We start from the raw sequence: 13,430 nt of genomic DNA, 5'->3' as shown, positions 1-13,430 counted from the left end.
GCCCTCAACTTATAGAAACCATAAGTTTTACTTATGCACCAAAAAAGCAATCTACCGCCTTTAGCCGCCCTGCAGGCGTTCGAAGCTGCAGCGCGACTGGGTTCCTTCACCGCCGCTGCAAGCGCACTGGAAAGTACTCAGCCCGCCATCAGCCAACACGTGCACCGCCTTGAAGCAGATTTGGGATTGCGTTTATTTGAACGCCAGCCACGCGGCGTGCGCCTGACCCGCTCCGGCCAGCAGCTTTACGAAGCCGTGGCCGATGGGCTAAGCCGGCTGGCCCAGGGTTATGCCGAAGCGCGCCAGCACAGTGGCAGCGCGGTGATCAACCTGGTCACCGATTTCGCCATCGCCACCTACTGGATATTGCCGCGCCTGCGCCGCTTCCGGGACGCCCATCCGGATGTCGATGTGCGCATCATCACCTCCCAGCAACCGCTACTGCCGGACCAGGCCGAGGCCGACATCGCCATCCTGTTCGCGCGCGGCTCCACCCTCCAGGCGCCCGCGCGTCAGCTGTTCAGTGAGGCGGTCACGCCCGTGGTCAGTCCGCTGCTGCTTGATCGGCTGCAATTACCAGCCCGGCTGGAATCACTGACCGAATTGCCGTTACTGCAACTGGAAGCCGACTATCACAGCGGCTGGTTTGACTGGCCGGCGTTATTTCCCAGGTTGGGACTGGGTCGGGTACCGCGCGAAGCCGAGCTGATCTTTAACAACTACACTCTGCTGCTGCAGGCGGCGCTGGCCGGTCAGGGCGTGGCCATCGGCTGGTCACCCTTTATTGAGCCCATGTTAGCCAGCGGTGGACTGGTCGCCCTAACGGATGACCTGCTCGGCGGCGATGATGATCTGGGTTATTACCTGGCGTTTTCCAGCCACCAGCGATTGGCACCGCAAGTGCTGACACTGGCCGATTGGCTGCAGGCAGAAAGCCGGTCCAAACGAGGTCCGTCTTAGCCGCCTGGACTGAGTCGCCTTGGTCTGAGCGCCCGAGCCCAGTATCATCGCTGAGCGATCTGCGCCTACCGACCTTATTCAGACAGGAGTTCACCCCAAGGTGACCGAGCGAATCGGCTTTATTTTGCTGCCCGGCTACTCATCCATGGCATACGTCTCGGCCATGGAACCGCTGTTGGTGTGTAACGACCTGACCGGTGAAGACCGTTTCAGTGCCTTTACCGTGGCCCTATCGGGCAACAAGACCCATTCCAGCCTGGGCAACCGCATGGACACCGCCTATTCGCTGGAAGACGCACCCGAGGCCGATGTCTGGATTGTCGCTGGCACCTCGCCGGCGCGGCATCCGGCGACACCCGGGCTGGAGGATTTTCTACGCGCCCTGCCGGCACATTGCGCGCTCGGCGGACTGGCATCGGGAAGTTATGTGTTGGGCAAAGCCGGTTTATTGAATGGCTATCGCGCCGTGGTGCACTGGCTGGGGTATGACGAACTGCTGAAGCAGCATCGCTCAATCATGCTGGCATCGGAGCAGTTCTGCATCGATCGCAACCGCCTGACCTGCCGCGGCGGCAGCGCCAGTCTGGACATGATGCTGATGTGGATAGCGCGCAGTCTGGGCGCCGACACCGCCGAGGCGGTATCGCGGCATTTCGTCAATGAGCGTTTAGGCGTTCCGTCCGACAGCCTGCCGCAACAACTGAGCGAGCGCACCCGCGCTGAGCAGCCCAAGCTCGCCGAAGCGCTGGAACTGATGGAAGCCAACATCGAAGAACCGCTGAGTACCGACGACGTCTCTTACCACGTCGGCATCAGCCGGCGACAGCTGGAGCGCTTGTTCAAAAAATATCTCAACGCCGTACCCAGCCGCTATTACTTACAAATCCGCCTGGAAAAGGCGCGCACCCGTCTGCTTGCCCACAACGACAGCATCGCCGACATCGGCTTAAGCTGCGGCTTCAGTTCCGGGGCGCATTTCTCCACCGCCTACCGCAATCAATACGGCCTGACGCCCTCGGAAGATCGCAGCCTGCATCAGCAAATGGCGGTGGATAAATAAGCCGTTCTAGAAAATGGCGGGCAACACCACACTCAGCACCACACCCAAAAACATCAGCGTGCTGAAGCGCTTGTTGTACAGAAAGGCCACGTGCACCAGATACAATGGCCAGGCCTGTTCGGGCCAGTCATCGGGGCAGGATTCCGGGCGCGGCTGGCGATAACGGCGCCAGGCTTCAAACAACTTGGGCAGCGCCAGCAGGATAATCAGATATGCCCAGTGCAAAGCGCCAAGCACAACGCCAAGCATCACGCCGACGTACTGAACCAGCCACAACCCCAGAACACTGGCGCGACTGATGCGCTCGCCCAGCTGCACCGGCAAAGTACGCACACCCTTGGCGGTATCTTCTTTTAACTTGTCGATGTGTTTGCCGAACACCACCGTAGTCGGGCCGATGCCGTACAGGCACGAGACCCAAATTGCGGTACTGCTGTAGTCACCCGACACCACCAGCGACGACGCCAGCACCATCAGCGGTCCCCAGACGATCCACACCGCCGGCTCACCCAGGCCGATGTATTTCAGCGGCCAGGTGTAGAACAACACAAAGAAAGCGCCGGCCAGCATCCAGTAGAGGGTTTGCAATTCGCTGCGCGCAATCAGTACCGCGCCCACCATCATCGCCAGGCCGCCGGTCAGCGCGATGTAGCCAAACAACTGGCGCTCGCTGAGCAGACCACTTTCCAGCGGTTGCGGGCCATATTGAGTGCGAAAGTAGTTGTCCTTATCGACGCCTTTTTTGAAATCGGTCCAGTCGTTGATCAGGTTATTGGTGGCGTGCGCCAGCACTAAGCCAAGGCAAACCAGGACAGCGTTAAGCGCATCGAAGTGCGCATTGGGAATGGCGAGAATAATGCCGATCAGGGCAGAAAACAGCGTCATCACAAAAACCGCCGCCCGGGTGGCAACGAACCAGCGCTTGAGCAGACCCATGGCCTGCCAATCGCCGCTTTCCAGGCGCGGTATTTTGGTCAGTACTTCGTGCCAGCTGGGAATCATCGCAAACTCCGTCAGTTCAGTGTTAAACCGTCAATCACTGTACCAAAGTTACCCGACAACACAGCTGGCCCAAAGTCACTACGACTCAGTCGGCTGCGGGTTTGCGCCGTTTCATCGGCGCCGAACCATCGCGTTCTGCCGGGGTTGAGCGCGGCCGCTTGGGCGCTGATTTTTTGTTCTTGGTCTTAGCTTTGGCTTTAGCCTTGGCTTTTGCATCGGCGTTCTTCTTCGGCTTTTTCTTGCCGTAAGCTTTGCCCGAGGCTCGCACCTTGGCCGGTCCTTGATAGGAGCTCTTCAAACCGGGCAGTTCAATGCGTTCAAAAGTCTGGCCGGTGTAACGCTGAATGCTGGCCAGCAAATTCCAGTCGTTGGAGGCAATCAGACTGATCGCTTTGCCGGCCTCACCGGCACGACCGGTACGGCCGACGCGATGCACATACTCATCGCCCTTACGCGCCAGGTCGAAATTGATCACCATGGAAACATGGGGCAGATCGAGACCACGGGCCGCCACATCGGTGGTGACCAGGGTTTTAAATTTACCACTGCGCAAACCGCTGACCACGGCATTGCGCTCATCCTGCGACAAGTTGCCGTGCAGCAAACCACAGCGCCGATCGCCATTGCGCAACCGCGCCTGCAAGCGTTCGGCCTTGGCGATGGTATTGGTGAAGATAATCACCGGCTCTTTGCCGGCGGACGCCAACAGCGCCAGTATTTGTTTTTCTTTAAAGGCATCGTCATCGGTGAGCAGATATTGCTGAGCGATGTTTTCCGGCACCGCCCGCGCTTCGTGCAGCGCGATGGTTTGCGGCTCGTGCAGTAATTGTTTGGCCAGACCAGTGACGCCCCGGTGATCGAGGGTGGCGGACAACAATAAAGTCTGCCGCTGCGCCGGGCAGCGTTCGATGATGCTCAGCACATCCTCACGAAACCCCATATCGAGCATGCGATCGGCTTCGTCGAGCACCAGACATTCAATATCGCTTAAATCGACCGAACCCTGCTTCAGGTGCTCCAGCAAACGACCCGGCGTCGCGATCAAAATATCCGGCACTTTGCGCAGCGCCGCGTTCTGCTCTTTAAAGGTCGCGCCACCGGTCAGGCTGAAACTGCCCACACCAATCCCTGCCCCCAGTTGGCGGCAAACCTGATGAATCTGTCGCGCCAGTTCGCGGGTCGGCACCAGCACCAAAGCACGAATACCGATGCTCGGCGGTGCCGGCTGGTTATAGCGCAACAACAGCGGCAGCGCGAAGGCGACTGTTTTACCACTGCCGGTCTGGGCGCTAACCAATAAATCCTGACCGTCGATCACCGCCGGAATAACGGCTTCTTGGACGTCGGTCGGTTCAGTGATGCCTTGCTTGGTCAGAGCGGTGGCAAGGGGCGGTGGCAATTTAAGACTGTCGAACACGGCGCGGATTACCTGCAAAAAAGCGAATTGGAAGTCATGGTTTATCGGGCGCGACTATAGCAGAGGCGACCCGCCTTGAATGCTTTTAGCACGCCTTAACAGGACAATAGGCCTATTAAACCCCGCCCCAGCCATCGGCCATACTGCCGAACGGGATCAGAATTTAACCACCAAGGATTGTTGCCATGACATCAATAACGGACTTTGCCTTTGCCGACAGTCTGAGTACCTGCCAGGCCCGCGCCTGGCTGGATTCCGCAGCAGCCCTGGCGAACCCGCGCTAACCTTCGAGCGATGCCCTAGCGATATAACCGCATGTCGCACCGACGTAACCGCTGGGCATCGCTTATCCTTAGAATGTTTCATCCAAACTGGGTGGCCCGCTGCGAAGCCAAGAGCCACCGCTGTCTCCCACACTACTACTGGAAGTCGATATGAGCGCCATTACCCGAGAACAGTTCGATCAAGTCATGGTCCCCAACTACGCGCCGGGCAAAATCATTCCGGTCCGTGGCCAAGGTTCACGAATCTGGGATCAGGACGGCCGCGAATACATCGACTTCGCCGGCGGCATTGCCGTCAGCGCGCTCGGTCACGCCCATCCCAAACTGGTCGCGGCTTTGACCGAACAAGGCCAAAAACTGTGGCATCTGGCCAATGTGATGACCAACGAACCGGCCATCGAACTGGCGCAGAAACTGACCGACCTGACCTTTGCCGACAAGGTCTACTTCTGCAACTCCGGCGCCGAAGCCAACGAAGCGGCGCTGAAGCTGGCGCGTCGCCATGCTTACCTGAACGTCGGCCCGGAAAAACACGAAATCATCTCCACGCTGCAATCTTTCCATGGCCGCACGTTGTTCACCGTCTCCGTCGGTGGCCAGGCCAAATACAAAGAAGGTTTTGAGCCCACGCCGGGCGGCATCAGCCATGTGCCTTACAACGATCTCGATGCCATGGCTGCGGCCATTTCCGACAAAACCGCCGCCATTATTGTTGAGCCGATTCAGGGCGAGGGTGGCATTACGCCGGCCGTTGATGGCTATCTGCAAGGCCTGCGCGAACTCTGTGATAAGCACGGCGCCTTGCTGATTTTCGATGAAATCCAGTCCGGCGTTGGCCGCACCGGCTCGCTCTATGCCTACCAGCGTTACGGCGTTACACCCGATATTCTGACCACCGCCAAAGCCCTCGGTGGCGGCTTCCCGATCGGCGCCATGCTGACCACCGATGCCGTCGCACCAAGCCTCGGTTTCGGTACCCATGGCTCCACTTACGGCGGCAATCCGCTGGCTTGCGCGGTCTCATTGGCGGTGCTGGATGTGCTGACCAACGACGGCGTACTCGATGGCGTCGCCGCCAAATCGCAGCGTTATTTCGATGACCTGACGCGCATCAATGAGCAGTACAAAGTGTTCAAAGACATTCGCGGCATGGGCTTGCTGATCGGTTGCGAACTGACCGACGACCGCGCCGGCCAGGCCAAAGACCTGCTCGCACTGGCGCTGGAAGAAGGCCTGCTGTGTCTGGTTGCCGGCCCCGACGTGCTGCGTCTGGCTCCGGCCTTGAACGTGCCCGATGCCGACATTGATGAAGGCCTGGCACGTTTGGAAAAAGCCATCGCCCGTTTTGTCGGCTAACGGCTTTAGCTGCTGCACCATCTGGTTTAACGGGGCCTCACTGGCCCCTTTGCGCAAGAGCAAGAGGAACCATCATGCTCGTCGTCCGACCGAGTCAATTCGCCGATCTGCCCAGCATCGAGCGTTTGCTGCACACTACCGACGCCCGCGTTACTACTTTGCCCAAGGAACGCGACAAGCTGTCGGAAAAAATCACCGCCTCCGAAGATGCCTTTGCCTCCGGTCTCGATCAGGATGGCCCCGCTGCCTTTTTGTTTGTGCTCGAAGACAGCGACCAACAGAAACTGCTGGGCACGTCCGGACTCGATACCGAAGCCGGTGGAGGTTATCCGTTTTTTAACTACCGCCTCGATGAAGTGGTACACGCCTCGCACAACCTCAATGTGAGCGCCAAAGTACCGATTTTGTTTTTGTCACATGAGCTGACCGGCAAAACCTTGCTGCGCTCGTTTTCCATCGAACCGAAGCTGAAAAAAACCGACGCTTTCGAATTGCTGTCGCGCGCACGACTGTTATTTATCGCCTGTCTGCCGGAGCGCTTTCAGCGTCAGGTGATTGTCGAGATACAGGGTATTTTCGATGATAAGGGTGACTGTCCGTTCTGGGATGGTGTCGGTCGCCACTTCTTCGGCATCGACTTTAATACCGCCGATTATTATTGCTCGGTAAAAAGCAAAACCTTTATGTCCGAGCTGATTCCCCAGCACCCGGTTTATGTACCACTGCTGCCGGAACGGGCGCGCAATACCATCGGTCAGAATCAGGAAGCGGCCAACCGCGCCTGCAGCCTGTTCTATCGCGAAGGTTTTGCAAAAACGCCCTTTATCGACCCGTTCGATGGCGGCCCGGTGTTGTCTGGCGAAGTACGCGATCTGCACACCATCAAGCAGGTGCGCTTCAAAAAAGCGCGCCCCAGTGATGTGGTCGGTGGTTTGAAATATCTGATCTGCAACCGCTCGCTGAAAGACTTCCGTTGCACCATCGGCACCTTGGTCGATGGCATCGGGGAAACCATTCGTCTGCCCTTGGATGTCGCCGAAGCACTGGGCGTCTCCGAAGGCGACCCCATCGCCTACGCGCCGCTGTAAGGGAGACTGCCATGTATATTCGCCCCGTCACACCGGCCGATATCGATTATCTGTATTTGATGGCCAAAAACTCCGGCGTCGGAGTCACCACTCTGCCCGACAACCGCCAGAAGATGCAGGCCAAACTCGACAAAGCCGTGGCCTCGTTCAAGCGCGATCTGGAAGAAAAAGATCGGCTCTATCTGTTTGCCATGATCGATCCTGAAAACGATGAGATTGCCGGCATCTGTGCGCTCGAAGCCAGCATTGGTCACGACGACATCTGGTACAACTATCACGTTGGCAAAACCGTTCATATGTCGAAAGACATCGGCGTGCATAAGATCACCCGCACGCTTTATTTAAGCAACGACCTGACCGGCAGCTCGGAAATCTGCACGCTGTTTTTGATGCCCAATTACCGCAAAAATCAGAACGGTCAGTTGCTCAGTAAAGCGCGCTATCTGTTTCTCGCCGAGCATCCGCAATTGTTCGGTCGCGACATCATTGCCGAGATGCGCGGCTATTCTGACGAAGAAGGTCGCTCGCCGTTTTGGGAAAGTCTGGGCCGACATTTTTTCCAGATGGAGTTTTCCGACGCCGACTACTTAACCGGCCTCGGTGACAAAGCCTTTATTGCCGAGCTGATGCCCAAGTTTCCGATCTATGTACCCATGCTCTCTGCCGATGCGCAGGAAGCCTTCGGCCGGGTACACCCGGACACCGAACCGGCGCTGGCGATGCTGCAAGCCGAAGGTTTCGACTTTAACGGCTACATCGACATTTTCGATGGCGGTCCGACCGTCTCGGCTAAGATCAAAGAGATCCGCGCCGTGCGTGACAGCGAACTGTACAGCGTCAAGATTGACGATCAGGCAGCGCAACCAGACCTGACCCGTAAAGACGGTTTAACGCTGGTATCCAACCGCGGCTTCGACAACTTCCGGGTGCGCCTGATCGCCACCAGCGCCATCAACGAATCCACCCTTCACTTAAGCGCCGCCCAGGCCGAAACACTGCAAGTCGCCGAGGGCGACTCGGTCCGGGCTGTGTCGCTGCGACCGGAGACGACTCATGTCTGAATCCAGCCTCTTTATTAACGGCACCTGGCAAGACGGCCAGGGCGAACTGCTCGAATCCATCGACCCGATCAGCCAGGCGGTCGTTTGGTCGGGCAAGACGGCCAATGCCGACGATGTAGATCGCGCCATCGACAGCGCCCGTTCTGCGTTTCGCGCCTGGCGCAAAACGCCCCTCGATGTGCGCCTGGCCATCTGCGAGCGTTTCGCTCAATTGCTGGAAACGCACAAAGAAGCCCTGGCCCATTCCATTGCCAGCGAAACCGGCAAACCCTTGTGGGAAGCGCGCACCGAAGTCGGCGCCATGATCGGCAAAGTCGCTATTTCCGCTAAAGCCTATGACGAACGCACCGGCGAAAAGCACTCGGAAATTCCCGGCGGCGAAGCGGTCTTACGGCATCGTCCGCACGGTGTGGTGGCGGTCTTTGGTCCTTACAATTTCCCCGGTCATTTGCCCAATGGCCACATCGTTCCGGCTTTGATTGCCGGCAACACCGTGGTCTTCAAGCCGAGCGAATTGACGCCAAAAACCGGTCAGGAAACGCTGAAGCTGTGGCAAGCTGCTGGCCTGCCTGATGGCGTGATCAACCTGGTTCAGGGCGCCAAGGAAACCGGTGTTGCGCTGGCTGGTCATCCGGGTATCGACGGTCTGTTTTTCACCGGCTCGTCCAACACCGGTGAGCTGTTGCATCAGCAATACGGTGGGCAACCCGGGAAAATTCTGGCACTGGAAATGGGCGGCAATAATCCGCTGATTGTCGACGACAACATCGACGTCGAAGGCGCTCTGCATCATGTGCTGTTCAGTGCCTTTATTTCTGCAGGCCAGCGCTGCACCTGCGCGCGCCGTTTGTTTATACCCCGCGGAGAGACCGGCGATGCCTTTTTGGCCAAGCTGATCGAAGCCAGCCGCAAACTCAGCGTCGGTCACTGGGACGCTGAAGAGCAACCCTTTATGGGTTCGGTGGTGTCGTTGTCGGCAGCGGAAAATCTGCTCACCGCTCAGCGTAATCTGGTCGATCTTGGCGGTAAGATTCTGCTGGAAATGAAATCCGCCGAAGCCGGTACGGCCTTGCTGACACCCGGCATTATTGACCTGACCGACGCCCGCGATGTTCCCGATACCGAATATTTCGGCCCACTGCTCAGCGTCTATCGTTACGATCATTTCGAAGATGCGCTGATGGGTGCCAATAACACGCGTTATGGTCTGTCGGCCGGCTTGCTGTCGAACAGCAAAGCCAAGTACGACTGGTTCCTCGAAGAAATTCGCGCCGGCATCGTTAACTGGAATAAGCCGATTACCGGCGCCGCCAGCACGGCCCCTTTCGGTGGTGTTGGCGCCAGCGGTAACCATCGTGCTTCGGCCTATTACGCCGCCGACTATTGCTCTTACCCGGTTGCGTCCATGGAAAGCGAAACCCTGGAAAAACCCGCTCAGACTTCGCCGGGTATGAACCTATGAGCGCCTTTGAAATGAACCTCGATGGACTGGTCGGACCGACGCACAACTATGCCGGTTTGTCGTACGGTAATATTGCTTCGCTGTCGAACGAGCAGTCCGCCTCGAATCCTAAAGAGGCTGCCAAACAAGGCTTGCGCAAAATGAAAGCGCTGGCCGACCGGGGTTTGCGTCAAGGCATTTTATTGCCGCACGAACGACCGGCGATCTGGGCGCTGCGTAACCTGGGTTTCAGCGGCAGCGATGCGCAAGTACTGGAGAAAGTCGCACGACAGAACCCGGAAATTCTCAGCGCCGTCAGTTCGGCTTCGTGCATGTGGACGGCTAATGCCGCCACGGTTTCTCCCAGCGCCGATACCCTGGATGGCAAGGTGCATTTCACCGCCGCCAATCTGAACGCCAAATTCCATCGCTCGATTGAACACCCGACAACAACACGGATGTTGCAGTCGATCTTCGCGGATGAGCAGTATTTTGCGCACCACGACGCGCTGGCACCGGTGAGTTTTTTTGGCGATGAAGGGGCCGCCAATCACACTCGTTTTTGTGGCGATTACGATGCCCCGGGCGTTGAACTTTTTGTTTATGGTCAGGCCGCCTTCGACAATGCCGCACCGAAACCCAATAAGTTTCCCGCCCGGCAAACGCTCGAAGCCAGCCAGGCCATTGCCCGCCTGCATGGCTTGCATGATCGCAACGCCGTCTTTGCCCAGCAAAAACCCGAGACCATCGATGCCGGCGTCTTTCATAACGACGTTATCGCCGTTGGCAACCGCAATGTGCTGTTTTATCACGACCAGGCGTTCGCCAATACGCAGTCGGTGTTGGAGGAACTACAGCACAAATTGGGTGATGTCGAACTGATCGCCATCTGCGTTTCCAGTGCCGAGGTATCATTGGATGATGCGGTCCGTTCTTACTTGTTTAACAGCCAGCTGTTGAGCATGGATGATGCAACAATGACTCTGGTCGTACCGGGAGAGTGCCGCGAAATTGCAGCGGTTTCCGACTACCTGGATCGTCTGGTGGCAGATGCCCACAACCCGATCGATGCAGTGGAAGTATTCGACCTGAAACAGTCGATGCAAAACGGCGGCGGTCCGGCCTGTCTGCGCTTGCGCGTGGCCTTAAACGAAACCGAGTATCAGGCCATGAACAGCGGTGTGATTCTTACCAACCGGCTGTTTAACGATCTGAACGCCTGGGTCGATCGACACTATCGGGATCGTCTGACCCAGGCCGATCTGGCCGACCCACAATTGCTGCTGGAAAGCCGGACCGCCTTGGATGAATTGACTCAAATCACCGGACTCGGATCACTCTATCCTTTCCAGCGTTAAGGCTGCGCCGAGGCTTATATCAGGTCGATTTCGATAAAAGTGGCAAAAAGTCTCACGAATCAAAGGCAATAACGCATTTTTTTCGAAAAATACCACTGTGAATAAAACGCTTACTCAAACGATGAGGGAGTATGCTTAACAGTCACGTCAAAGGATTGGCGGACCTTAGCTTTAACGAGCACCGCAGGCAGCCAATCCGATCGAGGATATTCGCCTGATGCACAGAGTTATGACTTCGGTTTTTTATCCACTAAGCAGTTTGGTGTGTTTTTTTATCAACCTTTCGGCGGGCGCCGAAAACTTTTACTACCCAAAAGAGCCCAGCGTCTTTCCTTCACAGACGGAGCTCAGCCTGGACTTTGACGAAGACCATGCCTTGCATTTCCAATGGCAGGCAGCGCCAGGGGCGACGCTCTATCACCTTCAGGAAAGAACAGAAGACAGTGACCACTTTGTCGACCTGGCCGCTAATTTGCCAGGCGATTTGTTGCACTACCGAATGTCGCCGCCCCTTTACGGTCGCTCGACCCAAGACTACCGCGTACTCAGTTGCAATATTGCCGGATGCAAACCCTCCAATACCTTAACCTTGCATCACAACGCCATGATCAATCTGGTGGAATGGTTACCGCCTCAGCCCAGTGACCTGTTCGGCGCTACCTTAAGCCTGAATAAAGATGGCACTGTGTTGGCCATCGGCGCGCCATCCAGTCAATTTCGCCGCATCAATAATGGTAGTGGTTCAGCGGGATCGGTATACCTTTTTAACCATTCGGAAGGCCACTGGAACCCGCCGGTAATATTGAAAGCATCAAGCTCCACCGATCGCTTTGGCTACCCCGTTCAGCTTGATGCCGATGCTCAGGTATTGACCGTTGGCAGCCGCAAAGGCCAACGCAGCCTTGCTCATATTTTTACTCGTAAAGGCGTGGACACATGGCGTCGATCCGCCGATTCACCTAAGTTCGACGACAGCCCTGCCGACTACCCAGCTCTACCGACCAGCTTGAGTCAAGCTGGCGATGTGTTAGCCATTGCCAGCCAGTACGAATTTGTTAATCACCCTGTTAGCACAACCAATAATGATCCCGGGCAATCAACTGGCCCACTGCGTTTTGTCCAGATCTTTGAACGCGACCTGACCGGCTGGCAGAAACCAACGATCATAGGGCCCAGCCGCTACAGTTTTGAATCCGCCTTTGGTTACGCCATCAGTCTCAGTGGCGATGGCCAGGTGCTGGCCATTGGCGCTCCGGTATTGATCGACAGCGATGAGCAATATCCGCGCACCCGTGGCGCCGTTTATCTGTATCGACGGTTAGCCAGCGGACGCTGGCATCTACAGGAAACATTGCGATCAACGACGCCACACAACGCCAACTTTTTTGGTCATTCGGTCAGTTTAAATGGCAATGGTACTGTGTTGGCGATCGGCTCTTTTGAGCGCAGAGGTAAAACGTCTAGCCAGGCTCTCGGTAGCGGCCTGGTCCAGGTTTTTACCCGAACGGCTTCAACCAACTGGCAGCTCAACCAAGTATTCAGCGCACCTGGCGATCAGCAAAAGACGGTGACGCTGGCAAACACTCAGCTCAAAATTCCTTGATCAGCCTGCAGAGAGTTTGTCTTTGCAACAGGCTTTTATAACATTCAAAAAAAGCCCGCCGAAGCGGGCTTTTCAATATCGGGTCAGGCTTTTTCGATGGTAATATGTCGACCCACATCAACCCGACTCTCATCACGCGGCACGGTGACTGTCAGCACACCATTGCGAAAACGCGCGCTGATGTCGTCGACCAAGGCATCTTCCGGCAGACTCAGTACCCGACGGAACTGACCATAACGACGTTCCACCCGGTAAGCTTTGTCGCCCTCTTCGCCTTCGCTGCTGTGCTGCAGCTTCTCACCGCTGACGACCAACTGATGGCCATCGACTTCCAGCTTAAGATCAGACTCCTCAACGCCAGGCACTTCCACACTGATGCGATACGCCTTGTCGCCTTCGTGGATATCGACACTGGGCATCAGCATCAACGACTCTTCACCAGCAAAAGGATCAATTGCCCGTTCGCTTAATGGCCAGCCGAAAGTACGCAGGGCATCATCGAACCAACGATCCATTTCCTCGTGTAGACGCGAAACCGGAAAACCATAGGACCGGCTTGGCATTCTCTGGTCAGCTTGTCGCTCTTCGTGCTTGAACCAATTCCGGGGCGCGAATTTTGAAGCTGACAACATTTTGTTGCTCATAATTGCCACCTCCTTTTTTGTCACTGCCAACGTTGGCAAGGCGAAATATAGGTGCGACCGCCAGACCTTCAAGTGGCGAATTGATTGTTTTTTGATCTATATCAACGGCGGTGCCGAGCTTGTTGAAATCGCAATGCATACACCGATCGACACCAC

The 13,430-nt window shown here is 56.7% G+C and carries 12 protein-coding genes; 8 read left to right on the top strand and 4 right to left on the bottom strand.

The genetic code is table 11. The annotated features are described in order from the left end of the window. Nucleotides 1–33 precede the first annotated feature (33 nt). Both ABMA60_RS04750 and ABMA60_RS04745 read left to right on the top strand, forming a co-directional pair. On the top strand, nt 34–960 hold the full coding sequence (locus ABMA60_RS04750; RefSeq protein ID WP_392799469.1) for a choline sulfate utilization transcriptional regulator: 927 nt from the start codon (nt 34–36) through the stop codon (nt 958–960). Nucleotides 961–1,060: 100 nt separating this feature from the next. Further along, nucleotides 1,061–2,020, top strand: coding sequence for a GlxA family transcriptional regulator (locus tag ABMA60_RS04745; RefSeq protein WP_392799466.1), 960 nt, complete (start codon nt 1,061–1,063; stop codon nt 2,018–2,020). Between the two features lie 6 nt (nt 2,021–2,026). Here ABMA60_RS04745 and ABMA60_RS04740 read toward each other — a convergent pair whose 3' ends face one another. Together ABMA60_RS04740 and ABMA60_RS04735 are read right to left on the bottom strand one after the other, a co-directional pair. Beyond that, nucleotides 2,027–3,022 (bottom strand): prenyltransferase, encoded by a 996-nt coding sequence (locus ABMA60_RS04740; RefSeq protein WP_392799464.1) that lies wholly within the window; start codon nt 3,020–3,022, stop codon nt 2,027–2,029. Between the two features lie 85 nt (nt 3,023–3,107). Next, on the bottom strand, nt 3,108–4,439 hold the full coding sequence (locus ABMA60_RS04735; protein ID WP_392799461.1) for a DEAD/DEAH box helicase: 1,332 nt from the start codon (nt 4,437–4,439) through the stop codon (nt 3,108–3,110). A 434-nt stretch (nt 4,440–4,873) separates the two neighbouring features. Between ABMA60_RS04735 and ABMA60_RS04730 the strand changes: the two genes are divergently transcribed. From ABMA60_RS04730 to ABMA60_RS04705, 6 genes are all read left to right on the top strand, one after another. Continuing rightward, entirely contained in the window at nt 4,874–6,079 is a 1,206-nt protein-coding gene (locus ABMA60_RS04730) for an aspartate aminotransferase family protein (RefSeq protein ID WP_392799459.1), read from the top strand. Between the two features lie 74 nt (nt 6,080–6,153). Next, the gene (locus tag ABMA60_RS04725) at nt 6,154–7,167 is read left to right on the top strand and encodes an arginine N-succinyltransferase (protein ID WP_392799456.1); all 1,014 of its coding nucleotides are present in this window, start codon (nt 6,154–6,156) and stop codon (nt 7,165–7,167) included. Nucleotides 7,168–7,178: 11 nt separating this feature from the next. Continuing rightward, a complete protein-coding gene (gene astA / locus ABMA60_RS04720; RefSeq protein ID WP_392799453.1) occupies nt 7,179–8,228 on the top strand; it encodes an arginine N-succinyltransferase in 1,050 nt (349 codons plus the stop codon). Next, nucleotides 8,221–9,690 (top strand): succinylglutamate-semialdehyde dehydrogenase, encoded by a 1,470-nt coding sequence (gene astD, locus ABMA60_RS04715; RefSeq protein ID WP_392799450.1) that lies wholly within the window; start codon nt 8,221–8,223, stop codon nt 9,688–9,690. Before astA ends, astD begins: the two co-directional genes overlap by 8 nt. After that, on the top strand, nt 9,687–11,027 hold the full coding sequence (gene astB, locus ABMA60_RS04710; RefSeq protein WP_392799447.1) for an N-succinylarginine dihydrolase: 1,341 nt from the start codon (nt 9,687–9,689) through the stop codon (nt 11,025–11,027). The genes astD and astB overlap by 4 nt, the downstream gene beginning before the upstream one ends. Before the next feature lie 217 nt (nt 11,028–11,244). Then, on the top strand, nt 11,245–12,630 hold the full coding sequence (locus tag ABMA60_RS04705) for a hypothetical protein (RefSeq protein WP_392799445.1): 1,386 nt from the start codon (nt 11,245–11,247) through the stop codon (nt 12,628–12,630). An 83-nt stretch (nt 12,631–12,713) separates the two neighbouring features. Here ABMA60_RS04705 and ABMA60_RS04700 read toward each other — a convergent pair whose 3' ends face one another. Both ABMA60_RS04700 and ABMA60_RS04695 read right to left on the bottom strand, forming a co-directional pair. Beyond that, the gene (locus tag ABMA60_RS04700; protein ID WP_392799443.1) at nt 12,714–13,193 is read right to left on the bottom strand and encodes an Hsp20/alpha crystallin family protein; all 480 of its coding nucleotides are present in this window, start codon (nt 13,191–13,193) and stop codon (nt 12,714–12,716) included. A gap of 7 nt (nt 13,194–13,200) precedes the next feature. Then, the gene (locus ABMA60_RS04695) at nt 13,201–13,413 is read right to left on the bottom strand and encodes a hypothetical protein (protein WP_392799441.1); all 213 of its coding nucleotides are present in this window, start codon (nt 13,411–13,413) and stop codon (nt 13,201–13,203) included. Nucleotides 13,414–13,430 lie beyond the last annotated feature (17 nt).

It is taken from the genome of Saccharospirillum sp. HFRX-2 (genome assembly GCF_043196805.1).
Lineage (GTDB): Bacteria > Pseudomonadota > Gammaproteobacteria > Pseudomonadales > Natronospirillaceae > Saccharospirillum.
The sequence above is the reverse complement of the archived record's forward strand: the minus strand, read 5'-3'. Positions and strand labels throughout refer to the sequence as shown.

Bases quoted from the DNA above. Each gene is read 5' to 3' on its own strand.
- astA (WP_392799453.1), top strand. From the start codon at position 7,179: ATGTATATTCGCCCCGTCACACCGGCCGATATCGATTATCTGTATTTG.
- ABMA60_RS04730 (WP_392799459.1), top strand. From the start codon at position 4,874: ATGAGCGCCATTACCCGAGAACAGTTCGATCAAGTCATGGTCCCCAAC.
- astD (WP_392799450.1), top strand. From the start codon at position 8,221: ATGTCTGAATCCAGCCTCTTTATTAACGGCACCTGGCAAGACGGCCAG.
- ABMA60_RS04725 (WP_392799456.1), top strand. From the start codon at position 6,154: ATGCTCGTCGTCCGACCGAGTCAATTCGCCGATCTGCCCAGCATCGAG.
- ABMA60_RS04700 (WP_392799443.1), bottom strand. From the start codon at position 13,193: ATGCCAAGCCGGTCCTATGGTTTTCCGGTTTCGCGTCTACACGAGGAA.
- astB (WP_392799447.1), top strand. From the start codon at position 9,687: ATGAGCGCCTTTGAAATGAACCTCGATGGACTGGTCGGACCGACGCAC.
- ABMA60_RS04750 (WP_392799469.1), top strand. From the start codon at position 34: ATGCACCAAAAAAGCAATCTACCGCCTTTAGCCGCCCTGCAGGCGTTC.
- ABMA60_RS04695 (WP_392799441.1), bottom strand. From the start codon at position 13,413: ATGCATTGCGATTTCAACAAGCTCGGCACCGCCGTTGATATAGATCAA.
- ABMA60_RS04740 (WP_392799464.1), bottom strand. From the start codon at position 3,022: ATGATTCCCAGCTGGCACGAAGTACTGACCAAAATACCGCGCCTGGAA.
- ABMA60_RS04705 (WP_392799445.1), top strand. From the start codon at position 11,245: ATGCACAGAGTTATGACTTCGGTTTTTTATCCACTAAGCAGTTTGGTG.